The following is a 26113-nucleotide window of genomic DNA, read 5'->3' on the forward strand; positions in this document are numbered from 1 at the left end:
GAAAACGTCAAGCGGCCGGATCAGCGTGATCGGGCCGGGAAAAGGAGTTGCTGATGGTGTCCTTGGCTGATTATTCGCCCGAGGTGCGCGACGAGGTGAAACTGGTGCGCGAGCAGGTGGCCACCCTGCATGCGCAGCTGACCAGGTGGAATCTGGTGGTCTGGACGGCGGGTAATGTCTCGCAGCGGTTGCGTTCTGCCGATTTGATGGTCATCAAGCCCTCGGGGGTGCGCTATGAGCACCTGACCCCGGGCTCCATGGTGGTCACCGATCTGAATGGCAATGTGGTTGACGGTGCCGAAGCCCCCTCCTCGGACACGCTATCGCACGCTTATATCTACCGGCACATGCCCGAGGTCTACGGCGTGGTCCACACCCATTCCACCTATGCCACCGCCTGGGCGGCCACCGGCAGGGACATTCCCTGCGTACTGACCATGATGGGTGACGAGTTCGGCGGTCCTGTGCCGGTCGGTCCTTTTGAGCTGATCGGCTCCGAGGCCATCGGCAAGGGCGTGGTCGACACCCTCAAGGATCACCCGGGCTGCCCGGCTGTGCTCATGCGCAACCATGGGCCCTTCACCGTGGGGGCCGACGCCGAGGCTGCTGTGAAGGCGGCGGCCATGACCGAAGAGGTGGCCCACACGGTCTGGGCGGCTGAGCAGATCGGCACGCCCAAGCCCATCGATCCGGCCGACATAGCCAAGCTCAACGACCGGTACCAGCACGTCTACGGCCAGCACTGAGTTGGAAAACATAAGCAAAGGAGCAAGTATGAGCATGAAAAATCCCTTCGAGGGCAAGGAGCTTTGGTTCGCCGTTGGTTCGCAGGACCTCTATGGTGAGGAGACCCTGCGTCAAGTGGGCGTCCAGGCGGCGGACATCGCCAAGTCCCTCAACGACTCTGGGCGGATCCCGGTCAAGCTGGTTCTGAAGCCCACTCTGAAGGACTCGGATTCCATCCTGAACTTCATGGTCGATGCCTCGTCGAACCCGGCCTGCATCGGCGTGGTGGCCTGGATGCACACCTTCAGCCCTGCCAAGATGTGGATCAGAGGTCTGGAGAAGCTGCGCAAGCCGCTCCTGCAGCTGAACACCCAGCATCATGTGGAGATCCCCTGGGACACCATTGACATGGACTTCATGAATCTGAACCAGTCGGCCCACGGCGACCGTGAGTTCGGTTACATCCTTACCAGGCTGGGAATCCCGCGCAAGATCGTGGTCGGCCACTACACCGACCCCGAGGTTGCCGACAAGATTGGCGTCTGGGCGCGCGCCTGCGCCGGCTGGGATGCCGCCAACAACATGAAGGTCTGCCGCTGGGGCGACAACATGCGCGACGTCGCCGTCACTGAGGGCGACAAGACCGAGGCCGAGCGGGTCTTTGGCGTCTCCGTCAACACCTGGCCGGTCAACGAGCTGGTGGACCATGTCAACGCCGTCACCGACGACCAGGTCAAGGATCTGATCGAGGACTACAAGCGCAGCTATGATGTGGCTCCCGAACTCCTGGACTCCCGGTACGACTCCCTGGTGGTGGCCGCCCGCGAAGAGCTCGGCATGCGTGCCATGATGGAAGAGGTGGGTGCTACTGCCGCCGTGGACAACTTCCAGGATCTGGGAGATCTGCGTCAGCTTCCCGGCGTGGGAGCACAGCGGTTGATGGCCGACGGGTACGGATTCTCGGCAGAGGGCGACTGGAAGACCTCGGTTCTGATCCGGATCGGCAACGTCATGGGCTACGGGCTCAAGGGCGGTTGCTCGCTCATGGAGGACTACTCCTACAACTTTGTGCCCGGCCATGAGGAGATCATGGGCGCCCACATGCTGGAGGTCTCGCCCACGCTGCTGACCGAGGGGCGGCCCCGCCTGGAGATCCATCCCCTGTCTATCGGCGACAGGGAGGATCCCGTGCGCCTGGTCTTTACAGCTACGCCTTGCACCGATGCCGTGGTCGTCTCCTTGGCGGATGTGCGCGAACGCTTCCGCCTGGTCATGAATGTGGTGGATGTGGTCGAGCCCGGCGGGTCTCTGGCCAAGCTGCCTGTGGCACGTGCGCTCTGGAAGCCCCGGCCCTCGCTCAAGGTCTCGGCTGAGTGCTGGCTGCGTGCCGGCGCAGCCCACCATACCTGCATGACCACCACCGTGGGCCGTGAGGCCTGGGAGGACTTCGCGCGCATGGCTGGTGTGGAACTCGCCGTCATCGACGAGAACACTGAACCTCGGCGTTTCGAGGCCGACCTGCGTGCAGCCGAGCTCTACCATCGGTTGGATAACCGGCACTGAGCGCCTGTTCCAGGAAGATAGCAAGGCCCCGCCACTGCACTTGTGGCGGGGCCTTTACATGTTCGGCTTGTCGGTTTGCGTTGTCACAATTTTGTCGGTACAGTGATGATTAGGCAATGGGAACAGTGGCATGTCCCAAAGTTGACATAAAGCCCACCCCCCTGAGTCGGGGAAGTGATCGGTTGGGGAGGCGAAGATGTGCCTGGCCATCCTGTGCCTATTAATACAGAAGGGAAAGCGTGCATGCACATGCAACGAGATAATGAAGGGATAAGGCTCCCTAAGCTTTTAGGCTTGGCGGTCGCCGGAGCGACGCTCCTAGCGGGCATGGTCGTTCTGCCAGCTACCCAAGCTTCAGCCGCTGACGACCAATATGGATTCAGCACAGATGATAACTTCAGACCTGGCGTTTTGGATGACAGCGTCCAGCCAACTCTGACAGTTACCAAGTACTTCTCACTGGTTGATGGGTACGCTTCAACTGGATCTGCTAATGATGCCAATAATTTTAAGGACGACAAAGATCTAGTCCCGGCTAAGGGTATTAGGTTCCGCGTCTATGAGGTTGTGCCAAAAGGCGAAAATAAGCAGATGGGCGATATAGTTGCCTCTGACGAGGAGTCTTGGACGCAAAAACCTGACACCCCGTTATACGTCGCAGATACAGACGGACAAGGTGTCATCAACCAGTGGTACAAGGGGGATACTAACGGAGTTCCTACGACGACCAAGTTGCAGTTCCCCAAAGGTGCTGGCCACTACTTCGTTATGAAGGAAGACCAGGCGGGTTCACCTGCTTTCACTGAAGGCCCGAATAAGCTCGACATGACTAAGTATGCTGTTTCAACAAACGCTTTCTTTAGCTTGCCCTACGCAACCACTGGAAGTGATGCTAACAGCACTACTGGATACATCTATAACCTCCACCTCTTCCCCAAGAACAGGCACAACACAGTATTCGCCAAGACAGTTCAAGGAGTCACAGACTCGACGACTGGTAAGGCGAAGTCCACTCGTTATGCGAAAGCAGGAGATAAGATCTCGTACAAGCTGTCGCAGACGATTTATAATGAGCCTAATGAAAACAATCGGGGCACACCGGATGGAAAGCTCGATACGCACGAGTTGAAGGGCGCGAATGGCGATCTTCGTATCGTCGATCGTATGTCCAGCTCATTGAGCGCCAATAACGATTTCACTGTAAAGGTGAATTACAAAGATAATACTAAGAATAATACGCCTGGTTCGATGGACTTGACAAAGGATCAGGATTATACGCTCTCCACTCCTACCGCGAATCCAGAAAGAATCCTGAAGACCGAATCTTCCCCGAATATGTTCCCGGACAATCCAGATAACGTCAGCTACTACCAGTTTGACTTCTTTGGCGGGTCTGCAACGAGCGGTATCATTCCTAAGCTGCAGAAAGTTCCGGCAACGGTTATGCAGCTTGATATCACCTACACTGCCACCGTTACTGGCAAGGGTGATTCGACCGGTACTGATGGTGTAGCAAACGATGCGTCTTCTGACTTTACAGAGAACACAACTTCAGACGGCAAAGCTACTGACCCGATTCATGAGCACACGAACGTCGTCAACGCGGTTCTTGTCTTTGGTTCAATTAAGAGCGAAAAGGACGGTTATGCCGCCCTTCCGGATACTCAGTATCGCCTGGTGGACGCCACTGATCAGGACAAGTACCTGGCAACTGATGGACAGTTCTATAGCGCGGGAGCTGATTTGCCAACAGGTGTCACGCTTTTTGAGGCTACGGCTAATAAGAAAGGTCTGGTAGTCTTTGCCGGTCTGCCTATCTTTGGTTCTGATACAACTACGCAGAACAAGGCTGCTACCGACACCGTCAAGGAAGGCATCAATTGGCGGGTAGTTGAGACTAAGACTCCTAAAGATTGGCGCAGTCCTGGTTTCCCGTTCAAGCAGGTTTCTTATGATAATCACAAAAATGAGACAGTAGACGATATTGTACAGAAGTATGGTCCTCACGCCACGATTGAACCTGACTATTCTCAGTTGAGCTTTGGAAACTTTGATGCACCAGCTTCAAAGGTCACTCAGAAGATTCAGTTCAACAATTCTGACATTCAAAAGTACCTGATGCATTATGCAACGGATTCTTCTGATTCGCCTCTGGCACTGCCTCTGACTGGTGGTCGCGGCATCCTGCTTCTGCTGGTTGTTGGCGCCCTGCTCATGGGTGGTGCTCTGTACGCTCGTAGCCGGCGCAACAACGCCGCCCGGGCCTGATGATGCGGTCACATTAGAAATTATGTGAGGTGACCTGATGGCGGACGGTTCCTCCGAGAATCGTCCGCCATTTTCATACGGACCGTCGGATTCTAGATGGTTCGTACATGTCGGGGCCGTTGGTCAGGTTTTTTAGGCCAGCGGATCTGACGCAACCACGTCGTCGAAAGGCGGCCTTGGAAGGGAAGGTTTATGAAGGGAATTGCCTTGCCGAAATGCCTCACCCGCCGGGTCCTGCCCTGTCTGATTGTGGTCTTGGCCTGTTTAGGTTTGACTGCTTTCGATATGACGCCGGCGGCAGAGGCGGCGACGGTCAACCCGACACTGACGGTGCAACTCAAGAGAGGACATTCAGGTCAAGGCGGTCAGAACGACATCCTGCCGAGTGCTCCTGTATCGGCTGGAGCAGGGTATGTCTTTCGCGCCCTTAGGCTGGATGCCAGTACTCTGAAAAGCCGGGTGCAGGCACTTGACCATAACCCTGGGGCTGATAAGGCTCAAGCGGCTATCAGTAGCGAGGTGGCAGCCAACCCAGATGCTTTCAAGGATAAGAAACAACCAGCCGAATACTACGGTGTTTCTGATCAAGACGGCACCATCACCAACGCCTCAGAAGCAAAATCTCAGGGAGTCTGGCTCACTGGAGCCCATCTTGATCTAGAAGCGTCCACACTGACAGGAGGAAGCCCAGCTGTTTTTGACGGGGACTACTTCAATGCCTCATATTGGCTGGTCACTTTAGTAGCGCCACCAAAGAGCGAAAAAGTGAAGGTAGATCCTGTAGTTGTGCAGTTGCCGCTCTACCGGGAGCAGGGTGAAGTCCATCCGCTTTACGAGGTAACCATTAGTCCCAAGCTTGTTGACGTGCCTCAGAATGCGTTTCCGAATGGAGACCAAAGAGGGAATGGAGCTAAGACTGTTCCTGTCGTAAGATCAGGTCCACGAAAGCTGGCCGCTACTGGTGTATCTATGGTAGCGCCTGGTATTCTGCTCCTGGTTTTGGCCGCGATGGGCCTTTACTTGGCAGTCGTCGCGCGCTCCTGGAACAAGGATCAGCGCTAGGTATTCTCACAGACAAGTCGGTTTGATGTCATCACAGGATATCAGCGGCATCTGTGAGGGTGTATAAAAGACCGGCAGCATCATACAGGTGCCGCCGGTCTTTGTATGTCAAAAGCTATGTATAGCTATTAACCGGAATATACGAAATGCAGCATGAGGAAGGCTATAGATGGATCATAATATTGACTCGGCTACTATGAGCCCAGCTCATGCCCCTGGCAACAGTGATGTTGCTTATGCATCCATTCCTGCTCAGCAAGCAGATATGCCGCCTACCTATGCTCCTAGTTCTGAACTTCCGCCTTCCTATCCGCCCTTGAAAGCTCCCAAGGATCGCGGTGCTTCAGACCCGAATGGTTCAGATGCAATAGCAGATCCGGTGCTCGTTTCGGGCCAAGCTAAATCATTGGCCCCGATAATCGTCGTTTCAGGAAATAATCGCAAAGCAGTAGATGAGCAAGCCAATGCTGGGCAGATTGCCGTAACAGCATCCAAACAGGCCAAGAAGGGTCGAAGGACAGCCAAGTCCGGCCGAGGATTCGGGCTCCTGGAGACTTTGGCCTTTCTGATTGGTTTGGGAATCTTCCTCTACCCGCTGTTGGCCGCCTATGTGAACTACTCCGAGGATGCCACCGCAGTGGACAACTACGATCAGATCGTGGATGCTCTCTCGCCAGCACAGCGCAGAGCCATGTGGCGCGATGCCAAGAAGTATGACGAGGAGTTGGGCAAGCCCACGCTGAGGGACCCCTTCAAGTACAAGGAAGTCAAGGAGCCATTGGGTCGCTACTACAAAACCCTCAATGTAGACGGCAAGGGCATGATGGCCTATGTGGAGATTCCCAAGATCAACGTCAAGCTGCCTGTGCGTCACGGCACCAGCGACCAGGTGCTCAAGGACGGCATAGGGCACATTGCTACAACCCATGTGCCTACCGACAACCGAACCATCCACTCCGTCATCACAGGGCACACCGGCGAAGTCGGCTACATGCTTTTCGATAACCTGACCCAGTTGCGCAAGGGAGACGTCTTCCAGATACGAGTGCTCAAACGGCATTTGAGCTATAAGGTAGACCAGATAAAAGTCATTTTGCCTACCGATGTCAGCGCACTGCAGCCAGTCCAGAATGCCAACTATGTGACCCTTCTGACCTGCTACCCCTATGGCGTCAACTCTCACCGCCTGATTGTGCGCGGACACTATATCGGCGATGACGTGCCTCCTACCCAACCTGAGGGTGCACCCATTTACATGGTCTGGGTGCTCCTGGCTCTGTTTGCGGCCTGCCTGGTGAGCTGGTATCTGCTCTCACGTCGTCGACGCAACTGCCGTCACAAACTAGAGCAGATGGAACATCTGGAATCTCGGGCGACAGGACCCGGGACTGTGGGGGAGCCGCTGGCGACGATCATGGTCAGCCATGAGCAGGAGACCCGATCCGAAGCCACCCGCCGTCGCCGGTTGATCAAAACACGGCGAATCTGCAGCGTTCTCATGTGGTTGCTGGCTGTGCTCGGCCTCTTCTTCGCCTGGGGTTCGGTCGGGATGATGATGAGAATCGGCTTCCTGCCCGTATTCGACCTTGGCTACCACTGGTTCGATACCCATCTGATCTACTTCTTCGGTATCACCAAATTCTAGGCCTGTGCATGTGCGGACAGGTTTGACCACAGGGTCTGTTCTGTTGTAACCGGACTTTTGCCCGGCTCTAGAATGGAGCGAGCATGGCCCGGCAGACTGCTGGGCCGCGTCTGGGAAGGTTTGGACCATGACAGCAGTTCCTGACATCTTATTGTCTGACGGTAATCGCATTCCGCAGGTAGGCCTGGGTGTACTCAGGATCGACGATGATCAAACCGCTGGAGTAGTGCAATCTGCCTTGGAACTGGGGTATCGTCACATCGATACGGCAGCGGGCTACCGCAACGAAGGGGGCGTGGGCCGTGGCCTCAAGGCCTTCGGTTGCCAGAGTGGTCCTAAGCGTGCCAATCTGTGGCTGACCACCAAGCTGCGTGACTCCGAACAGGGCTATGACAGCGCTCTGCGGGCCTTCGACCGCCAGCTGGCCCTGCTGGGCACTGACTATGTCGATATGTACATGATCCACTGGCCAACACCGTTTAATTGGCGGGCTGATCAGGTTTGGCGCGCTTTCCATCGGTTGCGCGATGAAGGGCGGGTGCGGACTCTGGGGGTCTGCAACTTCCTCCCAGAGCATCTGGAACGGTTGCATCGAGAGACCGGGGAGTACCCAGCGGTGGATCAGATTGAGCTGCACCCCAGCTGGCAGCAGCGCACAGTGACGGCCTTCTGCAAGGAGCACGGCATCGCCGTTCAGGCATATTCGCCATTGGCGCGCGGTGCAGACCTGACAGCCGGAGGCGGAAGGCTGGAGAAAATTGCACAGGCCCACGGGGTCACGCCGGCTCAGGTGGTACTGCGTTGGCATATCGAAAACGGGACCATCATAATTCCCAAGTCTGTCCACCGGGAAAGGCAGGCGGAGAACCTGGATCTGTTCGGCTTCAACCTGACCCCTGAAGAGCACGCCGCCATTGATGCCATGGACTCCCCGGTGCGTGCAGGACACGACCCGATGACCTACGCCTACGCCTGACCGCTATTATGGATGATTCATGCATACAGTCGACATAGGAGGTATCGGCGGTAGATGACCGGTCCGAGACGCAGAAGATATCGGTATCGAGGCCGCAGCCGGTATGGTTCGGCATGGAGGAATCCCGCCCCGGCCCGCTTCCGTCGCGAATCGCTCACGGAACGGGTGCTGATCCTTCTGGTAGTGGCTGTGGTCCTGGGCATCACCATCGGCCTGATATTGCCAAGGGTCAATGGCGGGGTCGGACGGCTGACCGGCCGATATACGGCAACCGGCGATGCGGCCCAGACCCTGCAGGGCCTGATAGTGGACGATCACGCCCGCCCAGGCCGCCAGTACCGGCGTGAGGCTTTCGGCTTCAAGGAGACCGATGAGGACGGCAACGGCTGCAATGTGCGTGAGGATGTGCTGACCCGCGACCTGACTGACCTGCGTACCACTACTCCCGGCGGTTGCAAGGTGGCCAGCGGTCGTCTACAGGATCCCTATACCGGGCGGACCATCGAATTTGTCAGAGGCCCGAAGACCAGTTCGGCCGTGCAGATCGACCACGTGGTCGCCCTGGAGAATGCCTGGCGGTCAGGAGCCAGCAAGTGGGACACGGCCCGTCGCTACCGTTTTGGCAACGATCCCTACAATCTGCTTGCCGTGGACGGTCCGGCCAACCAGGCCAAGGGGAGTGCCTCGGCCGACTACTGGTTGCCCGAGAACAAGGGATATCAGTGCTCCTATGTGGCCCGTCAGATAGCGGTCAAGGACAAGTATTCACTTAGCGTCACCAGCTCGGAAAAGCAGGCCATGCTGGCTGTTCTGCATACCTGCCCGGGCCAGCCTCTCCCGCCGGACCGCTGAGTGCTGGCCTTTAGAAGGCTGACTGAGACTGACATTTTCGATTGACATCTTGTATTACCAGCCTGTCTATCTTGCAGCTTGCGATGAATCTGCCCAGATTCAGCAGGTGCCGGAGGAAGATTCTTCGGTGATCAGTCCTGGGTTTTGGAGTCGGCGGCGGAGGCTGTGAGGGCAGGGGCGTCGGTGTGGATGATGTGCATGTGGCGCAGGAGCATGCGGGTCATCTGGCGGCCGGAGCCAGCACCGTTTCCACGAACGCCGAAGTAGACCAGCAGGACCATGCCCAGGCAGATCAGTGCTGAAATGCGCAGGGCCCACTGCACGCCGAAGATGTTGGCTGCGATCTGGGTGGAGTGGCCGCCGCCCATGGCGTTGTGGCGCAGGGTGGTGATGGTCTCCATGAGGATGACCAGGATGGGGGCTCCGACAGCGCCGGCGATCTGCCGGGCCGTGTTGGTGACGGCCGAACCGGCCGAAACGTCCTTGGGAGCCAGGTTGTTCAGAGACCAGGTGGTCAAGGGCATCAGGGTGAAGCCCATGCCGATCTGACGGATGAACTGGCAGATGGAGACCAGGCCGATCCAGGTATTGGCGCTGATCATGCTCATGGCGATGGTGCCCAGCAGCAGGACCGAGCAACCGGTCATAGCCACGGGTCGTGCACCCCAACGGTCCAGCAGCCGGCCGCCGAAGAACTGGGCGATAGCGGTGCCGATGGCCCCTGGAAGCATGACCAGACCGCTCATGGTGGCTGAAAAGCCGCGATCCGTCTGGATATACATGGGCAGGATGACGGTGACCGAGCTGAACGCGAAGAAGGACATGGATGCGATGATGGTGCCCACGGTGAAGTTCTTGATCCGCAGCACATGCAGGTCCAGCAAGGGCTTGTCGTGGTGGAGCTGGCGAAGCACGAACCAGATGATCCCGATCAGGCCGACCAGCATGAAGGGCCAGGTCATGAAGGAGGTGATGGGGAAGTTCTCGATGTTGGTGAAGCCGAACATGAGCCCGCCGAACCCGAAGATGGACAGGGCCACCGAGAAGAAGTCAGCTTTGACGCTGGTGTCGCGCTGGCCGAAGTTGCGCAGGCCGAAGATGGACAGGAGCAGCGCAACAGCCCCGCAGATGCTCAGCGTCAGGAAGATGGAGCGCCAGCCGTTGGCGTCCGTCTGCCAGCCGCCCAAGGTCGGGCCGATGGCCGGGGCCACGCTCATGGCCAGGCCCACGGTGCCCATGGCCATGCCGCGCTTGGCCAGCGGATAGATGGAGAAGACAGTGATCTGCAGAACGGGCCACATGGTTCCCGTGCCTATGGCCTCAAGAATGCGGCCCAGCAGGACCAGGGCGAAGGTCTGCGACTGCCAGCTCAGCAGCGACCCCAGGGTGAAGACGGCCATGGAGGTGATGACGATCTGCCTGGTGGAGAAGCGCTTGGTCAGGAAACCGGTCAACGGCACCATGACGCCCATGACCAGCTGGAATACCGAGGTCAGCCACTGGCCGGTGGTCAGGGTGATGTGGAACTCGTCCACAATGGTGGGTAGGGCCGAAGCCAGCTGCAGCTGGGTGAAGTTGCCCAGGAAGGTGATGACGGTCAGGATGGCCAGCGAAAGGAAGGCCTCATGGGTGAGCCTCCCGTTGACGAAGGCTCCGTCCTTGCTGAGGGTCCGCCCTTGCTTGGCGAGCTCCTGCTTCCTCATGCACCACCACTTCCTTCGGGTTAGTCCTCATTGCGCATACCGCTCCCCGCGGTGCCGTCCTAGAAAGCAAATCAGGGCATACCGATACCGGTGACACTAAGAAAAGAACAAGAGAGCTAAGCGTCTGACAATGACCTTATAATATACCCGGCTGTGGATTGTGATTGGGTTTTTCCACATGGCTGACGCGGATGTGGCGACCTTGTCCGGCGGTCAGCGTTTCCAGTATGCTGTGTGAGGCGAGCTTCGGTAATGTGAATACGGAAGGGTCCAACACGGGCTGATGAGGACAGACGTTTGAAATGAAACGGCGGTCAAGGTAGGTAGCATGCACGCACATGGTCATGGTCGTGGCAGATTCCCGGCCCTCCTCATGTCCTTGGCAATGATGATTTCCCTGGCGGCCTGCGGCGACAATGTCCCCGTCGAAGGCAGCGGAACGGGCAATACTGCAGATCAGGCCGTCTTCCAGGGCGAGTTCGCCGGATCTGGCGCATCCTCCCAGCAGAGCGCTGACGAGGCCTGGATAGCCGGCTTCCGCAAGCAGCATCCTGGGGCACGTATTTCTTACGATCCGGCAGGTTCCGGTGCTGGGGTCAACGCCTTCCTGTCAGGCTCAACCATCTGGGCCGGCACCGATGCGCCGCTGACCAGTGATCAGCTTGAGCGCTCGCGTAAGGTTTGCGGTTCCGGCACGGCCTTTGACCTGCCCGTTTACGCCACCCCGATTGCTGTGGCCTACAATCTGCCTGATTTGTGGCCCAAGGGTTCAGATGGCCATCTACGGATGGACCCGGCTCTGATTGCCATGATTTTCTCCGGAAAGGTCACCAACTGGCGTGATTCGCGCATCGCAGCGCTCAATCCGGGAGCCAATTTGCCCGACTTGGACATCACTGTGATTCATCGTTCGGACAAGTCGGGCACCACGAAAAGTTTCCTCTCCTATCTGCACGACACGGCCGGGTCCGCCTGGCCTTATCCAGCGGGCGAGAATTGGCCCAACGACCTGGGGCAGGGTGCCAAGGGCACTGCCGGAGTGGTCATGACCATGAACCAGGCACAGGGTACCTTTGGCTATGCTGACGCGGCCCAGACCACCGGTTTAGGCACCGTGGCCGTCCAGGTGGGGAAGACCTGGCAGCCGCCTACAGCCAAGACCGTGGCCAACCTGCTGGATGCGGCCCAGCGGGATCCTCAGGCCAGTCAGCCTGGCAGGGTGGTCCTGACCGTGAACCACCGCACCACCCAGGAGCACACCTATCCGATCGTCCTGGTTTCCTACGACGTGGTATGCACCGCCTATCGAGATGATCGGGACGGATCCAAGGCCCGGTTCGCTAAGGCCTGGCTGACCTATCTGCTGAGCGAGCAGGGTCAGCGCATGGCCGCGGCCAATGCGGGCAGCGCCGAGCTGGGGCAGGGGCTGCGCGCCCAGGCCATGGCCTCGGTAGAGACCATCGGGGGGAAGTCATGAGCGACAAACCTGACGAGACCGCAACCCTGAACAAGGCCAAACGGGTGGATCGGATCTTCAAGGCCTGCGCCACCGGGGCCGGTATCCTGATCCTGCTGGCCCTGGCTGCGGTCACCCTCTTTCTGATTCTGCGCGCTTTTCCGGCCTTCACCGGAGACCCTGATTCCCGCAACCAGGCCATACTCTCCCTGAGCGGTGGACGGGCGAGCAGCTTCCTGGGCTATGTGGGCCCGCTGGTTTTCGGCACCATTCTGATTGCCGGCCTGGCTTTGCTCTTGGCCTTCCCCGTCTCCCTGGGCATCGCTCTCTTCATTGGCTACTACGCTCCCAACCGCCTGTCCACGCTGCTCAGCACGGTGATTGACCTGCTGGCCGCCGTGCCCTCGGTGGTCTACGGGCTCTGGGGGGCTCTGGTCCTGGTTCCCAATATCACTGGTTTCTGGCGCTGGCTGTCTGTCCATTTGGGATGGATTCCGCTCTTTTCCGGACCCGTTGCAGCCCCGGCCCGGTCCGTGGCCACGGTGGCCCTGGTGTTGGCGGTCATGATCCTGCCCATCATCACCTCAGTCACCCGTGACATCCTGATCCAGGCCCCTCGGCTGCAGCAGGAGGCCGCCTTGGCCCTGGGCGCCACCAAGTGGGAGATGATCCGGCTTGCGGTCCTGCCCTTCGGCCGTTCGGGCATCATTTCAGCCTCCATGCTGGGGTTGGGACGCGCCCTGGGCGAGACCATGGCGGTGCTGATGATCCTTTCGCCCGGCTTCAGCTACTCCCTGCGGCTGCTGCAGGCTTCGAAAAGCCAGACCATCGCCGCCAACATCGCCGCTCAGTTCCCCGAGGCGGACTCCCAGGGCGTGGCCCTCCTGGTGGCCACCGGTCTGGTCCTCTTCATCATCACCTTCATCGTCAACTATCTGGCGCGCAGGATCACAGCAAAGGCGGGTGCATGATGGCAAGCCGAACTGATCGCGGACCGGTCATCGACTTTGACCGCTTCAGACCAACCAGGTCTTCCATCCGGGCACGCAAGCGCAAGGACCGGCTGATGACCGTCCTGATCGGGCTCTCCTTCCTGGTCGCCTTGATCCCGCTGGTCTCGGTGCTCTGGGTCAGTCTGTCCAGGGGGGCGCGACGGCTGACGCCTGACTTCCTCACCCACAACATGAGCGGGGTGGTGGGCGGCAACCCCACGCCTTCCGGAGGCTATGGCGGCATCCTGCACGCGGCAATCGGCACCTTGGAGATTACCTTTGGCTCCATGGTCATATCCATTCCGGTGGGTGTCATGTGCGCGGTCTACCTGGTCGAATACGCCCATGGAGGTCGTCTGGCCAAGGCCATCAGTCTTATGGTGGACGTGATGAGCGGAATTCCCTCCATCGTGGCCGGTCTCTTCGCCTTCTCCATGTTCGCCCTGGTGGTTGGGCCAGGCACCGTCAACGGTCTGGCCGGTTCGGTGGCCCTCTCCCTGCTCATGCTGCCCACGGTGGTCAAGACCTCCGAGGATATGCTGGCCGTGGTTCCCAACGACCTGCGAGAGGCGGCCTATGCCCTGGGGGTGACCAAGCAGCGGACCATCACCAGCATTGTTCTGCGCACAGCCTTGCCTGGCATCGTTTCGGGGACCATCCTGGCTGTGGCACGGGTCATCGGGGAGACGGCGCCTCTGCTGATAGCCTCGGGTTTCATCGCCACTACCAACCCCAACCTCTTCTCCGGGAGGATGACCACCCTGCCGGTCTTCGTCTACAACGAGTATTCCCAGGGACTGGCCGTCTGCGGGCCGGGCGCTGACCCGGGATGCCTGACCGACATTCACATGCAGCGGGCCTGGGCTGCGGCCTTGGTGCTTATCCTTATCGTCCTGCTGCTCAACCTGCTGGGGCGGCTGGTCTCTCGCATCTTTGCTGTTGGGCGGACCCGTTGAGCGCCGCCATGAGAGAAACGGAGGCCGGAACATGGGCCAACGCATAGACATCAACCACCTCAACGTCTACTACGGCGACTTCCTGGCCGTCCAGGACGTAAACATGCGCATCCAGGCCAACAAGGTCACCGCCTTCATCGGTCCCTCCGGCTGCGGCAAGTCCACGGTCCTGCGCACCCTGGACCGCATGCACGAGATCACACCGGGGGCGCATGTGAGCGGGCAGGTGCTGCTGGAAGGTCGCGACCTCTATGGGCCGGATGTGGATCCGGTCGAGGTGCGGAGGGACGTGGGCATGGTCTTTCAGAGGGCCAATCCCTTCCCTACCATGTCCATCCGGGAGAACGTCCTGGCCGGCATACGGCTCAACAAGAAGCACATCGCCAAATCCGACGCGGACGATCTGGTGGAGTGGGCCCTGCGCGGTGCCAATCTTTGGAACGAGGTCAAGGATCGCCTGGACAAGCCGGGCATCGGGCTCTCAGGCGGTCAGCAGCAACGGCTCTGCATTGCCCGTGCCGTGGCCGTGCACCCGCAGGTCCTGCTCATGGACGAACCCTGCTCGGCCCTGGATCCCATCTCCACCCTGGCTGTGGAGGATCTGATCAACGAGCTAAAACGGGACTACACCATCGTCATCGTCACCCATAACATGCAGCAGGCCGCCAGGGTCTCGGACTATACGGCCTTCTTCAACCTCAAGGCCGTGGGTCAGCCCGGCCACCTGGTGGAGATGGACGACACCACCACCATCTTCTCCAACCCGCACGAGCCGGACACCGAGCGTTACATCTCCGGTCGCTTCGGCTGAGACAGAACCGGTCTGCGCACCCGCCCGTCAGGTATCATGGTTCCGGCATCCATGGAAGGAGCGACGGCATGGGAGTATTGCTGGAACCGGCCACCCTCTTGGGCATTATCCTGGTGGGTTACCTGTTCAAGCGTTTTGGCTTCTTTCGTCCGCTGGACTACCGGGTGTTGCAGACCATTGTGTTCGATCTGGTCCTGCCTGGTGCCATCATCTACTCCTTCGCCACCAACCCCCACAATCCGAGCCTGCTTCTGGTCTCGGCCTTCGCTTTCATCGCCTCGCTGATTCCGCCACTGGCCATCTTTCTGACCAGCAGGCATCGTCCTACAGCTCAGCGGGCTTTTCTTATGCTCAACGGATCGGGTTTCAACATCGGATGCTTCTGCTTCCCTATGCTTCAGTCGCTGCTTGGCACGGCGGCCCTGGTGCCCGCCGCCATGTTCGACATCGGCAACTCGGTCATGGTCTCTGCCGGGACCAACGTCATGACCCAGGGGCTTCTGCATATTCGACCGGGTCAGTCCCTGGATCCCGATGCAGGGGAGCCGGTCAAGCTGGACGACCCTGATGCCCGCAAACTTCATCGCAAGGCCGCAGCCATCTCCATAGCCAAGGGTTTCCTGAGCTCGCCCTCCTTCGACACCTACATGGTCATGGTGGTCCTCATGCTGACCGGGATCTCGCTGCCGGACTGGTCAGCCCAGATCACCCGTCCATTGTCGGCGGCCAACGCCTTCTGCTCCATGCTTATGGTGGGTATGCTCATGGACTTGCCCGGCGGACGGGATGATGTCAAGTCCGTATTGCAGATTCTGGCCTGGCGACTGCCCTTCGGCATCCTGTTCGCGACGGCCGCATGGTATCTGCTCCCCTTCGAACCGTTGATCCGTCAGGCGGTGGCCTTGTGTTGCCTGGCTCCGACGGCGGTATTCGCCACCATGTTCACTGACAAGGTTCTTGGCAACGCCCGACTGGCGGGATTCACCCTGGCCCTGACCGCGGTGATCGGTGCGGTGCTCATGGTCTTGGCGCATCTGCTGATGGGCGCCCTCTGAGGATTCAGTCCTTCTTGTTGGTTTTCTTATCGTCCTCGCCCTGGTCGCGGCGCTCCTGCTCCTGACGCAGGGTGCGGCCCTCGCGGGTGCGCTGCTTGTTGACCGTGGCTGCTGCGATCCGTTCGGCAACGCGCTCATCCTGGCCACGATCGACTTCGCTGTCGTGCACATGCTGATACTGCTTCTGATCGTCCTGATCCCAATGATTGTTCCTGGCCATATACCCCTCCTTGAAAGTATTGCATCCGTCAGCCCATCCCCGTCTATGAGGACGGCTTCAGGGCCGTGCAGGTATGCCGATTATAAGTTAGAGAAAAGTGTTGAGTTGGTATTGGAGCCGATAGAAGGTTGGGAACAGGGGGCTTGTAACAGAAAAAGCCGAGTGCTCGTGATATTCTTCTCTTGTCTCATCGCCAAATAAGACAATAAGGAATCGAATATGCATAAGCTATTTCGGCTTTCGGATAATAATACCACAGTCTCTACGGAAGTGGTAGCAGGCATCACCACCTTCTTTGCCATGGCCTACATCATTGTGGTGAATCCTTCGGTGCTTTCCACGGCGGGCATGCCCTGGGGTGCCGTCTTTCTCGCCACATTGATCGCTGCGATCATCGGCACCCTGATCATGGGACTGGTGGCCAACGTGCCCTACGGCGTGGCGCCAGGAGTCGGGCTGGATGCCTTCTTTACCTTCACCGTAGTCAAGGGGCTGGGCTTCACCTGGCAGCAGACCATGTGCATGGTCTTCCTGTGCGGACTGATCAACATCCTGGTCACGGCCACCAAGCTGCGCAAGATGATCATCCAGGCCATTCCGCCCCTGCTTCAGCACGCCATCGGCGGCGGCATCGGTGTCTTCATCGCCTATGTGGGTCTGCTCAATGTGGGCATCATCAAGTTCACACCCGACAAGACCTCGGCAGCAGGTGCCAACCCTGGACTGACCACCTTCAACACACCAGGAGTCATCCTCTTCGTCATTGGCTTGTTGCTGACCGTCTTCCTCCTGATCTTCAAGTTCAAGGGTCATTTGGGCTTCATCAACAAAGGTGCCTTTGTCATCGCCATCATCGCGGTCACGCTGCTGGGCATTCCCATGGGGGTCACCAGCATGGCCAAGTCGGTCGATCTGGGCCAGGCCTGGTCACAGCTGCCGCAGACCTTCCTGGCCATTTTCAGTCCGGAGGGCTTTCCTGCTCTCTTCTCTGACCCGGCCAAGTTGCCAGTGGTTCTGGTGACCATCTTCGCCTTCTCCCTGTCGGACACCTTCGACACCATCGGTACCTTTGTGGGCACCGGCCGGCGCTCAGGCATCTTCTCCGCCGAAGACGAGCAGGCTCTGGAAACCGGTCGTGGTTTCAGCTCCAAGATGGACAAGGCCCTGTTCGCCGATGCCACCGCAACCTCCATCGGCGCCCTCTTCGGCACCTCCAACACCACTACCTATGTGGAGTCTGCAGCGGGCATTGCAGCTGGTGGCCGAACCGGACTGACCTCGGTGGTCATCGCCGCCTGCTTTGCGCTCAGTGCCGTCTTCGCCCCCTTGATTTCGGCCGTGCCATCGGCGGCCACCGCACCCGTCCTGGTCATTGTGGGTTGCATGATGATGAGCTCCTTCGCTGAGATCGAGTGGGGCGAGCTGTCTGAGGCCATTCCGGCCTTCTTCACGGCCATCTTCATGGGCTTCGCCTACTCCATCTCCTATGGCGTGGCTGCCGGTTTCATCACCTACTGCCTGACCATGGTCTGCAAGCGCAAGGGCAAGGAGGTCCACCCCATCATCTGGGCGGTCTCGGCCCTCTTCATCCTGGACTTCGTGCTTCAGGCTGTCCTCTAGAACAAGGTTTTCGAATTCCAGGTCTATCCAAGTTGTGCAGGATTCGGTCTTGGCGAGCTGCTGGCTAGGGGAGACTGAGAGAAAATACACAACAAAGCAGTAGGGCCTCGCCGCATGTGTAGTGGCGAGGCCCTACTGGTCCGTGATCTGGTTGAGCGGCTTCAACTGGCAATCCTGTTATAAAGCAAGCTGATATCCCTCGTCCCGTTCCCCCCCCCCCTGAAAAGGTGGGAGCCAGGATGGATTAAGGGGGGGGGGATATAGCGCCATTTTTATGGGTTGCGAAGTCACATTGAGCTTCAAAATGGTGTCTCGGTTTTCTCGGCGCGGGCCTAACGGCTGGTGCGAGGACAGTCCCGTTTCTGCTCCGAAGACGACAAAAAGATACCCGGTTGATAGGAGGCATCTTGACAAGGGAGCGAATGATCTGCGTCGCATGGCCGACCAAGGGTTCTGGTTTAATAAATCCTGGTTGTTGTCTACCATACTGCTGATTTTGTGGTGAGCAAACATTGCGCTCAAGTCCAAAACGGATAATCAAAATGACGGGATGATTGGTGGCCCTGTATAGATTGCCCTATATAGAAAATCCCCGGCAGACTATGAGAAGTCTGTCGGGGATTCCTGGTTCAGGTGGTAGGAAAATGGATCAGTACCAGTTGGATGCCTGGGATTGAGCCCAAGCACCACAGGGAGTCCCATAACGGCCCTGGATATAGCCCAGGCCCCAAACAATCTGGGTATGAGCATCAGTCTGCCAGTTGGGACCGGCCGAGGCCATCTTGCTGCCGGGCAATGCCTGAGGAATGCCATAAGCGCCCGATGGGTTGGATGCGTTGGTTCGCCAGCCGGACTCCTTATTCCACAGCTGCACCAGGCAGGTGAACTGGTCTTCTCCCCAGCCGCGGGAGGTGACCAGACCGTGGGCGATGCTTTGGGCTTCGCCCACAGGGACTGTAGTGGTGGTCGAGCCGGCCTGTGCGGGGGTGCCACCGCCGGTGCCCACCAGGACCACCTTGTCGACGGGGACCGTCTTGACGAAGGAGGCGAAGATGTTGCTGGTCAGATGCTTGTTGCCGGCTGCGGTGACCAGGCTGGTGGTCTCCATGACGCCGTTCTGTCCCTCCGTCTTGACCTTGGTGGTCCCCGCCGGGAGGGAGTCGGTCTTCTCTTCAATGGTGTTGAAGGGGATGGGCGACTCGTCCGTTTTGACCTGGGCGCCGGCCCGGTCGATACGGATGACGGTCTTCTCATCGACACGAGTGGTCAGAGAGGGTGTGATCTGGTCTCCAGGCTGCAGAGTGATGTCCCCGGCCTCCAGCACGGATTTGACATCGGTGAAGCCAGTGCCCAGGACCACCTTGTTCTTCCCGTTGATCTGCACACTCACATAGGAGGTGTTCGCGTTAGCGCCGCCCGCACCGTTGCGGATGGCCTGCCTGGTGCTGCCGCGGGACACCGTGTTTACATCTTGAGTGGCTGAATAGGATGTCACGCCTGACTTGGCCGAGTTTTCAGTGGATGTGTAGAAGTCGCGCGAGACGAAGCCTGCGCCAACGACCATGCCGAGAACAGTGACACCGGCAGCCAACCGCAGCCACTGACGCTTGGTCAGAGCCTTGACCGCACTCATCCGTCCTCTACGGTGGTTCGCCATTACTCTCCTCTGTTGGACCGACAGATCCTCAGTGATCAGTCGACTTAACGCTTCCTATCGACCTCATGCTTCCGGTAAGACCGAAAGGGTCACTGGACAAACACATCACTACTTTAGTGCAAATCGGCTGTGGGGCCAACTCGACCGACTCAGGCCTGTGCCGGGGTTGACAGATCGGCCTTGCGTGCCTGGTCGATCAGGTCGTCCAGATCCGAAGACCTGAGCGCACCGGCCTGCTTGAAGATAATCTGGCCCTGCTTGGTGATCATCAGCGTGGGCACCGCCTGGATGTCTGCGGCCGCAGCCAGATCCTGGTTCTGGTCGATGTCCACCTTGCCGAAGACGATGTCGGAGTTGGCCTGCGAAGCCTTCTCGAAGATAGGCCCGAAGGCCTTGCAGGGTCCGCACCAGGTGGCCCAGAAGTCAATCAGCACCAGGTCGTTGTCCTTGATGGTTTGTTCGAAGTTTTCCGAAGTAATAGTCGTGGTGGCCATGATAACGCTCCTTGAAGTCGTTGACTGTTGCGCGGGAAGCTCCCGTGCTTAGCAACCGCTTTCAATCATCAGCATTCCATCAAGGCTGGAGAAAGCGCCCGAATATGCTCTGGGTGGAGATGTCCGCCGGGGTCCCGTGGGCGGTCAAGCCTGGTGCGGATAATGGAGCCATGCCAGTGCTGAACGACGAGATTCCCGATGATGACGACTTCGATGCCGATCGCGACCGTGGCGCCTTCTCACACATCACCCCTGAGGATTTCAACCGGGGTTTTTCGGGCTCGAATCCCCCCGGATGGCTGGACCGTGACTCCATCGACCGTGCTCGGCGCTGCCTGCCCATGCCCTATGTGGAGGTAGTTCCGGTTCGTGTGGATGACATGAGTGCAGTCACCCAGGTGGGTACGCTTTTGCGCGTGGATGATCAGGGCAACATCGAGCGCACCCTGATCACCGGACGGATCCTCTACCACGAGACCATCAGAGAGGCTCTGGCCAGAAACATCGCCAAGGATCTGGGCCAGCTGGCCCTGCCCATGCTGCCTGCCAGCCCGCAGCCTTTCACCGTGGCTGAGTTTTTCCCCACGCCAGGGGTTTCGGAGTACTACGATCCGCGCCAGCATGCCATCGCGCTGTGCTATCTGGTGCCGGTGGCCGGGGACTGCAAGCCCCAAGATGAGACCCTGGATGTGGAGTGGATCGATCCCAAAGGGGACATGCTGGAGTCCTTCATGAGCCAGATGCCCGGCGGGCATGGCAAGGTGCTGATGAGCGCCCTGACATGGGCCGGTGCACTGTGAATCGCGAATCCTTGGAGGCGGGCATGACCATTGCCAATACCGTATATCGTCCTGGGAAGGGGCTGCCACTGGTCCTGGTCCATGCTTTCCCTGTGGACCACCGCATGTGGGATCGGTGCGCGGCCTCTCTGATTGCGCAGGCAGATCGTGCGGGTATGGAGCCCTTTCCGGTCTATGCGCCAGATATGCCAGGAGCAGGCGATTGCCCTCTGCCTGGGCCGGCTTCCTGTGGTCCGAAAGATTCTGATGGCGCTCTTCCTGGTGCATTGGATGCCATGGCTCAAGCCTTTGTGGACATGATTGCCGCCACGGGAGCGCAGAAGGCCATCTGGGTCGGACTTTCCATGGGAGGCTATCTGGTCGAGGCCGTAGCCAGGCTCTATCCGCGGATGGTGGCCGGGCTGGCCTTATGTGACACCACCATGATGGCTGACCGTCCGGCCTCCCGTGCCAACCGGCTGCGGATCGCCCGAACCTGTGAGGTGGAGGGGACGCTTGATCCGGTCATGCATTTCGCCAGGCCCCAGGAAGACGATTCCACGGTCAAGCGTTCGCCCGCCTTCGTGCAGACTATGGCCGAATGGATACAGTCCCAGGATCCCCGGGGCATCGCCTGGCGGGAGCGGATGGCTGCAGGCCGTCCGGATCAGAGCGATCTGGCCGGCCGTATCAGAGTGCCCGTGGCCCTGGTCAGCGGCCGCTGCGATCCCTCCAGCCCCCCAAGTACTATGGAGCCGTTGGCCCAGACCATGCGTCAGGCTGGAACCGATGTCACTTTCACTGCCATCGAAGACTGCGGCCACTTCAGCGCCGTCGAGCATCCGGATCAGGTGGCCGCCGCCCTGCTGGACCTGGTTCGTCGCGTGGGGGGACAGTCATGAGCGATTCCGGGACGGTCTTCTCCCCGCTGGCACTTACTGGACCCCTGTCCTTCCTGCCCCTGGCTCAGGGGGATGTGGATTATGACACGGCGTCTCGGCAGCAGCCCGGGCTGCTTGCCCACCTGCTGGACCAGGACGGCACTGGGATCATCCTGGTCCGGGGCGACAGGGTGGCTGTGCCCAGGGGCAAGGGGGTTCTGGCCGGCCGAACTGGAGCCAGCATCCGTCTGGCCACCCTGCCCGCTGCATATTTGCGAGGTCCTTTGGCGGGCTCGACTGACCGGCCCGAGCCGCCCTGCTACTACCTGGGGAAGGCCGGTCAGCAGGCCTGGCTGGCCCTGGATCTGAATCTTGCCTGTGCACATCGGGTTGTCCAAGCCCCTCTTCGTGACCTGGCTCAGGCTGCGGATCAGCGCTTTGACTGGCTTGCCCTGCGTGAGTATGCCCCACATGGCCGTCCGCGCCAGGTGGGCCTGGCAACCTGTGCGGTCGCTCTGTCCATATGGCATGAACGCCAGGCCTTCTGCCCTCGATGTGGTGCACCGGTCCATCCTTGCCAGGCCGGATGGGCTCAGATTTGCCAGGGGAATGCGTCAGGGGACAAACACACGCTCTTTCCCCGCATTGAGCCTGCAGTGATCATGGCCGTTGTGGACGGTCGCGATCGGCTTCTGCTCCAGCACAACCGGAAGTGGGCTCCTGGCTTTCGCTCGGTCACTGCAGGATTCGTCGAGGCTGGGGAGAATCTGGAGCATGCAGTCCGACGGGAGACCATGGAAGAGGTGGGCCTGAACCTGGGCGAGATGCGGTATCTGGGCTCCCAGCCCTGGCCCTTCCCTTCATCGCTGATGGTGGCTTTCAGAGCCAGATCCCTGAATACGAATATCCGGGTGGACGGTGAGGAGACCGATGAGGCCAACTGGTTCACACGGGAGGAATTCGGGGCTGCTCTGGCCTCGGGCCGGTTGCGCATACCCCAGGCGGCCAGTGTGGCCAGGTACATGATTGAGCAGTGGTACGGCAGCGAGCTCTGATTCATTGGGGTGGTGTTGCACCCCCGGACCTGGTCTTGCCGTAAGATATTTCAAGGACTGTAAGCAGCGAAAGGTGTGTTATGGCTATGGAGGAGCAAGAAGAGTCCCGTATCTCTGATGTCGACCAGGCTGAAACAGTGACCATGCCGCCGACGATGGGCAACGGGCCTGATCCTGTGGACCTCTTTGCCGACGAGGAAGCAGAGCGGGCCTTCGGCGCAGGTGTCAGCCATAAGGCTCCTTCGAGCGGTCATCGGGGACGTACCATCCTGGCTCTGTTGCTTTTGGCTGTGCTGATTCTGGTGGGTTGCTGGTTCGGCGTCCGCGCCTTCTTCCGCGATCGGGTGGCCCCCGGCGTCACCCTGGGAGGGCAGGTCATGATGGGCCGGACCAAGGACCAGGTCAGGCAGATCGTCGATCGACAGGTACGTGACTCCCAGGTGGAGATCAAGGGTGAAGGCACATCCGCCCGGGCGGGGCTGAAGGACCTGGGCGTAAGCGTGGATTCGGATGCCACGGTCACCAAGGTCATGAATGCCAAGGGCTCAGCAGGCCTCTCCCGGCTGAACCCTTTCCACGGCGAGGCTGTGCCGCTGGTGGCCGAGCGGGATCAGCTGGCCATGGACAAGTATCTGACTGAACATTTCATCCCCCGCCAGGACCGCTCCGCTCCCTCAACCATCGTTTTCGATCAAGGTGCGCATGCCTTCCGGGCCCAGGAGGGTCGCAGCGGCAAGGCGCCTGAGTTGGGCCGCGTGCAGGATGCCGTCTCCTCCTTGATAGACAAGCCCGGCAGGCGTCTGGCCGTAGGGATGGTCTACAAGGATGTGGCCATGCCCATCAGCCTGGACACTGCCAATAAGGTGGCCTCTCAAGCCAACCAACGACTGGCCAAGGATCTGGTCATCAAGGGTGCTGATAATGACCTCATGACCATTCCTGCCGCCACCGTGGCCACCTGGGTCAAGCCAGTTACCGATCTGGACAAGGGGACCATGGAGCTGGGCTTCGATCGGCAGGCCATCAACCAGTATCTGGACCAGGAGCTGGCCCGGCAACTGAATCGGGACATGGTCACCGCCGTCAATGTCAAGAACACCAAGGGCGATGTGGTGGCCGAGACCACCAAGGGAGTGGACGGTGTCCGGGTCAAGGACGTGTCCGCCACTGCAGACTTGGTTGTCAAGGCATTGGAACAGGGCGATACGAACCCAGTACAGGCGAGCGCCGAGATCACACCCCACAAGGAGCAGACCCGTGTGGCCCGCTACGACGTGCCGGACGGCGACATGTGGATTCAGGTCAACCTCAGTGATCAGACCGCCACTGCCTACCACGGCACCACCCAGGTCAAGACCTTCCCCATATGCTCAGGCAAACCCGCTGACGGGAGATGGTCCGACACCGGCACCTTCTTCATTTATCTGCGCTATCCGGTTCAGACCATGCGCGGGGATGGCTACGTTTTGCCCAATATCACATGGGTCTCCTACTACAACGGCGATGAGGGGTTCCACACGGCCAATTGGAACTCTACCGGCATCGCCAAGGGCGACCCTGCCCTATACGGATCCCACGGTTGCATCAATATGTATGAGCAGGACGCCAAGTGGGTCTTTGACAACGCTCCGATCGGGACCATGGTCAAGGTGGTGGGACAGGCTCCGTCGGGTTCGGCCCGCTAGGAGCACTTGCTGCGGCAGATGGCCGAGTAGGCTGGAACCATGAGTGATGAACACAGTGATGGGACTTCCCGTTTGGACGTGCCCGAACACCTGCGGTATTCCCAGGATCATGTCTGGATCGACCCCAGCCAATCCCCGGCGCCCATGGGCGTGACCGAGTATGCGGCGGACCAGCTGGGAGACTTGGTTTTTCTGGACTTGCCCGAAACCGGCACACACGTCGATGCCGGCGATGAGGTCATTGAGTTGGAGTCCTCCAAGGCTGTTGAGCCGGTGGTCTGCCCGGTGGCGGGTACTATCGCCTACGTCAACAGGGCAGCCTCGGACGATCCGGAGGTCATTAACTCCGACCCCTATGGGGAAGGCTGGATAGCCAAGATCGACCTGGAGGACGATGAGCCCGACTTGATGAGCGCCGAGGAGTACGGTCAGCTGCTGAAGAGCCTGAACTGACGGTTTAGCTATGACCAGGCGATCCGGCCGCAATGGAGGGCCCTTGCGGGTCCGATCGGTCAGCACCACCTTCGATTCAGCCGCGCCCGGGGAGGACATCGAGAGCAGACCAGCTCCGGTTCGTCTGTTGCGTCGCCTGATTACTGGCGCCTTCGACCTCTGGGTGGGGTTGTCCATCAATATGACCGGGCGCCTGGGCTGGTCGGCCGACGTCCAACCCTATGTGGGCTACGGTACCGAGTCATATTCCCGGCTGATATGCCGTACCATTCTGACCGACGGCCGCAGACGCGCAGATCCCGCCATTCGAGGTATCCGCGGCCTGCTGACCGTACCCGCGCCGAGGACCAGGGTCAGGCTGGCCATTGACAGTACGGCCATCGGAAGGGTCCAGGTGGGCGATTCCTCGGTCTACGATGCCGTGGATCCAAGCCGCAGCCTGAGTGCGGATGCCGTCTTCTCCGACCGATCGGGCTACCTGGATCTGGTGGCCGAGCATCGGCTGACCCCGGGCGTGCACCGGGTCTCCTACCAGGTGCGGGGCCGCCGGCCCGTCGACGCGCCTTTATACATTGTGCCCGGTCAGACTCCTGTCGGCGTCATATCCGACGTGGACGACACCATCATGATCAGCCAGGTGCCCAATCATTGGAAGGCTGCCTGGAACCTGCTCCTGTCAGACCCGCACCGCCGGTCCTCGGTGCCGGGCATGGCCGTGCTTTACAACCGCATCCGCGATCTGGACCCCCGGATGCCTTTCTTCTACCTGTCGGCCTCGCCCTGGAATGTGGAGGGATCCATACGCGCTTTCATCCGCGACCACGGCTTTCCGGCTGGCCCCTTGCTGCTGCGGGATCTGGATCCCAGGCCCAAGACCTTCGTGCCCTCCATCGTGCAGCACAAGATGGAGTTCGTCCGCCAGCTCATGGCCGACTTCCCCAAGATGCGCTTCGTGCTCATGGGCGACGACGGGCAGAGCGACCCCTCCACCTTCGCCCAGGTGGTACGGCAATATCCGGGCCGCGTCCTGGCCATTGGCATCCGTCAGCTGAGTCCTCGGGAGACCGGGCTGGGGACCTTGATCAAACGCACTGCCACCCAGCCGATGCCAGTGACGGAGGTGCCGGTCTTTTACGGGACCACAGGCGCCAATTTGATGCGAACCCTGCTGCCCTATCTGCGTCGTTGTGCCCGAATATAATCG

23 protein-coding genes are annotated in these 26113 nt (G+C 59.6%); 19 read left to right on the plus strand and 4 right to left on the minus strand.

Annotated elements, in window-relative coordinates:
- The first annotated feature begins 53 nt into the window (after nucleotides 1–53).
- The 7 genes from H3V09_RS08085 to H3V09_RS08115 all read left to right on the plus strand — a co-directional run bounded on the left by H3V09_RS08085 (nucleotide 54) and on the right by H3V09_RS08115 (nucleotide 9092).
- Nucleotides 54–746: an L-ribulose-5-phosphate 4-epimerase gene (locus H3V09_RS08085; RefSeq protein ID WP_110412451.1), complete on the plus strand. Its 693-nt coding sequence runs from the start codon at nucleotides 54–56 to the stop codon at nucleotides 744–746.
- 28 nt (nucleotides 747–774) lie between these two features.
- Nucleotides 775–2289, plus strand: a complete 1515-nt coding sequence (gene araA, locus H3V09_RS08090; RefSeq protein WP_198191480.1) for an L-arabinose isomerase — start codon at nucleotides 775–777, stop codon at nucleotides 2287–2289.
- 243 nt (nucleotides 2290–2532) lie between these two features.
- On the plus strand, nucleotides 2533–4557 hold the full coding sequence (locus tag H3V09_RS08095; protein WP_198191479.1) for a pilin N-terminal domain-containing protein: 2025 nt from the start codon (nucleotides 2533–2535) through the stop codon (nucleotides 4555–4557).
- A gap of 192 nt (nucleotides 4558–4749) precedes the next feature.
- Nucleotides 4750–5619, plus strand: a complete 870-nt coding sequence (locus H3V09_RS08100; RefSeq protein WP_198191478.1) for a hypothetical protein — start codon at nucleotides 4750–4752, stop codon at nucleotides 5617–5619.
- Between the two features lie 406 nt (nucleotides 5620–6025).
- Entirely contained in the window at nucleotides 6026–7264 is a 1239-nt protein-coding gene (locus tag H3V09_RS08105) for a class C sortase (protein WP_198191477.1), read from the plus strand.
- A 127-nt stretch (nucleotides 7265–7391) separates the two neighbouring features.
- Nucleotides 7392–8240: an aldo/keto reductase gene (locus H3V09_RS08110; protein WP_198191476.1), complete on the plus strand. Its 849-nt coding sequence runs from the start codon at nucleotides 7392–7394 to the stop codon at nucleotides 8238–8240.
- 54 nt (nucleotides 8241–8294) lie between these two features.
- A complete protein-coding gene (locus H3V09_RS08115) occupies nucleotides 8295–9092 on the plus strand; it encodes an HNH endonuclease family protein (RefSeq protein ID WP_232339501.1) in 798 nt (265 codons plus the stop codon).
- Nucleotides 9093–9223: 131 nt separating this feature from the next.
- Here H3V09_RS08115 and H3V09_RS08120 read toward each other — a convergent pair whose 3' ends face one another.
- Complete coding sequence (locus tag H3V09_RS08120) at nucleotides 9224–10795, minus strand: MDR family MFS transporter (RefSeq protein WP_198191475.1); 1572 nt, start codon at nucleotides 10793–10795, stop codon at nucleotides 9224–9226.
- A 328-nt stretch (nucleotides 10796–11123) separates the two neighbouring features.
- Here H3V09_RS08120 and H3V09_RS08125 point away from each other — a divergent pair, with 328 nt between their 5' ends.
- From H3V09_RS08125 to H3V09_RS08145, 5 genes are all read left to right on the plus strand, one after another.
- Nucleotides 11124–12272 carry a phosphate ABC transporter substrate-binding protein PstS gene (locus H3V09_RS08125; protein ID WP_198191474.1) on the plus strand — a complete coding sequence of 383 codons (1149 nt, stop codon included), beginning with the start codon at nucleotides 11124–11126 and terminating at the stop codon, nucleotides 12270–12272.
- Nucleotides 12269–13222 carry a phosphate ABC transporter permease subunit PstC gene (gene pstC / locus H3V09_RS08130; RefSeq protein ID WP_198191473.1) on the plus strand — a complete coding sequence of 318 codons (954 nt, stop codon included), beginning with the start codon at nucleotides 12269–12271 and terminating at the stop codon, nucleotides 13220–13222. The genes H3V09_RS08125 and pstC overlap by 4 nt, the downstream gene beginning before the upstream one ends.
- The gene (gene pstA, locus H3V09_RS08135; protein ID WP_198191472.1) at nucleotides 13219–14199 is read left to right on the plus strand and encodes a phosphate ABC transporter permease PstA; all 981 of its coding nucleotides are present in this window, start codon (nucleotides 13219–13221) and stop codon (nucleotides 14197–14199) included. The genes pstC and pstA overlap by 4 nt, the downstream gene beginning before the upstream one ends.
- Nucleotides 14200–14230: 31 nt before the next feature.
- A complete protein-coding gene (pstB, locus tag H3V09_RS08140; protein ID WP_024627440.1) occupies nucleotides 14231–15010 on the plus strand; it encodes a phosphate ABC transporter ATP-binding protein PstB in 780 nt (259 codons plus the stop codon).
- A gap of 68 nt (nucleotides 15011–15078) precedes the next feature.
- Nucleotides 15079–16065 carry an AEC family transporter gene (locus H3V09_RS08145; protein WP_198191471.1) on the plus strand — a complete coding sequence of 329 codons (987 nt, stop codon included), beginning with the start codon at nucleotides 15079–15081 and terminating at the stop codon, nucleotides 16063–16065.
- Nucleotides 16066–16069: 4 nt separating this feature from the next.
- Here H3V09_RS08145 and H3V09_RS08150 read toward each other — a convergent pair whose 3' ends face one another.
- Nucleotides 16070–16285, minus strand: a complete 216-nt coding sequence (locus tag H3V09_RS08150; protein WP_198191470.1) for a hypothetical protein — start codon at nucleotides 16283–16285, stop codon at nucleotides 16070–16072.
- Nucleotides 16286–16504: 219 nt separating this feature from the next.
- On the opposite strand from H3V09_RS08150, the gene H3V09_RS08155 reads away from it, so the two are divergent.
- A complete protein-coding gene (locus H3V09_RS08155) occupies nucleotides 16505–17905 on the plus strand; it encodes an NCS2 family permease (protein ID WP_046322514.1) in 1401 nt (466 codons plus the stop codon).
- A gap of 649 nt (nucleotides 17906–18554) precedes the next feature.
- Here the strand turns inward: H3V09_RS08155 and H3V09_RS08160 are convergent.
- On the minus strand, nucleotides 18555–19562 hold the full coding sequence (locus tag H3V09_RS08160) for a G5 domain-containing protein (RefSeq protein ID WP_121912552.1): 1008 nt from the start codon (nucleotides 19560–19562) through the stop codon (nucleotides 18555–18557).
- Nucleotides 19563–19711: 149 nt separating this feature from the next.
- Nucleotides 19712–20056, minus strand: coding sequence for a thioredoxin (gene trxA / locus H3V09_RS08165; RefSeq protein ID WP_110412466.1), 345 nt, complete (start codon nucleotides 20054–20056; stop codon nucleotides 19712–19714).
- A 170-nt stretch (nucleotides 20057–20226) separates the two neighbouring features.
- Between trxA and H3V09_RS08170 the strand changes: the two genes are divergently transcribed.
- The 6 genes from H3V09_RS08170 (at nucleotide 20227) to H3V09_RS08195 (ending at nucleotide 26110) form a co-directional block, all read left to right on the plus strand.
- On the plus strand, nucleotides 20227–20856 hold the full coding sequence (locus H3V09_RS08170; RefSeq protein WP_046322519.1) for an NUDIX hydrolase family protein: 630 nt from the start codon (nucleotides 20227–20229) through the stop codon (nucleotides 20854–20856).
- A gap of 23 nt (nucleotides 20857–20879) precedes the next feature.
- Nucleotides 20880–21737 carry an alpha/beta fold hydrolase gene (locus H3V09_RS08175; RefSeq protein ID WP_198191469.1) on the plus strand — a complete coding sequence of 286 codons (858 nt, stop codon included), beginning with the start codon at nucleotides 20880–20882 and terminating at the stop codon, nucleotides 21735–21737.
- Nucleotides 21734–22771, plus strand: coding sequence for an NAD(+) diphosphatase (nudC, locus tag H3V09_RS08180; protein WP_198191468.1), 1038 nt, complete (start codon nucleotides 21734–21736; stop codon nucleotides 22769–22771). Before H3V09_RS08175 ends, nudC begins: the two co-directional genes overlap by 4 nt.
- 86 nt (nucleotides 22772–22857) lie before the next feature.
- On the plus strand, nucleotides 22858–24456 hold the full coding sequence (locus tag H3V09_RS08185; RefSeq protein ID WP_198199050.1) for a L,D-transpeptidase: 1599 nt from the start codon (nucleotides 22858–22860) through the stop codon (nucleotides 24454–24456).
- A gap of 39 nt (nucleotides 24457–24495) precedes the next feature.
- Complete coding sequence (gene gcvH / locus H3V09_RS08190; RefSeq protein ID WP_045935082.1) at nucleotides 24496–24909, plus strand: glycine cleavage system protein GcvH; 414 nt, start codon at nucleotides 24496–24498, stop codon at nucleotides 24907–24909.
- 10 nt (nucleotides 24910–24919) lie between these two features.
- Nucleotides 24920–26110, plus strand: a complete 1191-nt coding sequence (locus H3V09_RS08195) for an App1 family protein (protein ID WP_198191466.1) — start codon at nucleotides 24920–24922, stop codon at nucleotides 26108–26110.
- Nucleotides 26111–26113: the final 3 nt, after the last annotated feature.

The sequence above is a fragment of the Bifidobacterium sp. M0399 genome, from assembly GCF_016100595.1.
Classification (GTDB): domain Bacteria; phylum Actinomycetota; class Actinomycetes; order Actinomycetales; family Bifidobacteriaceae; genus Bombiscardovia; species Bombiscardovia polysaccharolytica.

What these genes read in the sequence shown, in the direction of transcription:
- H3V09_RS08085 (WP_110412451.1), top strand. Translation starts at nt 54, where the DNA reads ATGGTGTCCTTGGCTGATTATTCGCCCGAGGTGCGCGACGAGGTGAAA.
- araA (WP_198191480.1), top strand. Translation starts at nt 775, where the DNA reads ATGAGCATGAAAAATCCCTTCGAGGGCAAGGAGCTTTGGTTCGCCGTT.
- H3V09_RS08095 (WP_198191479.1), top strand. Translation starts at nt 2,533, where the DNA reads ATGCACATGCAACGAGATAATGAAGGGATAAGGCTCCCTAAGCTTTTA.
- H3V09_RS08100 (WP_198191478.1), top strand. Translation starts at nt 4,750, where the DNA reads ATGAAGGGAATTGCCTTGCCGAAATGCCTCACCCGCCGGGTCCTGCCC.
- H3V09_RS08110 (WP_198191476.1), top strand. Translation starts at nt 7,392, where the DNA reads ATGACAGCAGTTCCTGACATCTTATTGTCTGACGGTAATCGCATTCCG.
- H3V09_RS08115 (WP_232339501.1), top strand. Translation starts at nt 8,295, where the DNA reads ATGACCGGTCCGAGACGCAGAAGATATCGGTATCGAGGCCGCAGCCGG.
- H3V09_RS08120 (WP_198191475.1), bottom strand. Translation starts at nt 10,795, where the DNA reads ATGAGGAAGCAGGAGCTCGCCAAGCAAGGGCGGACCCTCAGCAAGGAC.
- H3V09_RS08125 (WP_198191474.1), top strand. Translation starts at nt 11,124, where the DNA reads ATGCACGCACATGGTCATGGTCGTGGCAGATTCCCGGCCCTCCTCATG.
- pstC (WP_198191473.1), top strand. Translation starts at nt 12,269, where the DNA reads ATGAGCGACAAACCTGACGAGACCGCAACCCTGAACAAGGCCAAACGG.
- pstA (WP_198191472.1), top strand. Translation starts at nt 13,219, where the DNA reads ATGATGGCAAGCCGAACTGATCGCGGACCGGTCATCGACTTTGACCGC.
- pstB (WP_024627440.1), top strand. Translation starts at nt 14,231, where the DNA reads ATGGGCCAACGCATAGACATCAACCACCTCAACGTCTACTACGGCGAC.
- H3V09_RS08145 (WP_198191471.1), top strand. Translation starts at nt 15,079, where the DNA reads ATGGGAGTATTGCTGGAACCGGCCACCCTCTTGGGCATTATCCTGGTG.
- H3V09_RS08150 (WP_198191470.1), bottom strand. Translation starts at nt 16,285, where the DNA reads ATGGCCAGGAACAATCATTGGGATCAGGACGATCAGAAGCAGTATCAG.
- H3V09_RS08155 (WP_046322514.1), top strand. Translation starts at nt 16,505, where the DNA reads ATGCATAAGCTATTTCGGCTTTCGGATAATAATACCACAGTCTCTACG.
- H3V09_RS08160 (WP_121912552.1), bottom strand. Translation starts at nt 19,562, where the DNA reads ATGGCGAACCACCGTAGAGGACGGATGAGTGCGGTCAAGGCTCTGACC.
- trxA (WP_110412466.1), bottom strand. Translation starts at nt 20,056, where the DNA reads ATGGCCACCACGACTATTACTTCGGAAAACTTCGAACAAACCATCAAG.
- H3V09_RS08170 (WP_046322519.1), top strand. Translation starts at nt 20,227, where the DNA reads ATGCCAGTGCTGAACGACGAGATTCCCGATGATGACGACTTCGATGCC.
- H3V09_RS08175 (WP_198191469.1), top strand. Translation starts at nt 20,880, where the DNA reads ATGACCATTGCCAATACCGTATATCGTCCTGGGAAGGGGCTGCCACTG.
- nudC (WP_198191468.1), top strand. Translation starts at nt 21,734, where the DNA reads ATGAGCGATTCCGGGACGGTCTTCTCCCCGCTGGCACTTACTGGACCC.
- H3V09_RS08185 (WP_198199050.1), top strand. Translation starts at nt 22,858, where the DNA reads ATGGAGGAGCAAGAAGAGTCCCGTATCTCTGATGTCGACCAGGCTGAA.
- gcvH (WP_045935082.1), top strand. Translation starts at nt 24,496, where the DNA reads ATGAGTGATGAACACAGTGATGGGACTTCCCGTTTGGACGTGCCCGAA.
- H3V09_RS08195 (WP_198191466.1), top strand. Translation starts at nt 24,920, where the DNA reads ATGACCAGGCGATCCGGCCGCAATGGAGGGCCCTTGCGGGTCCGATCG.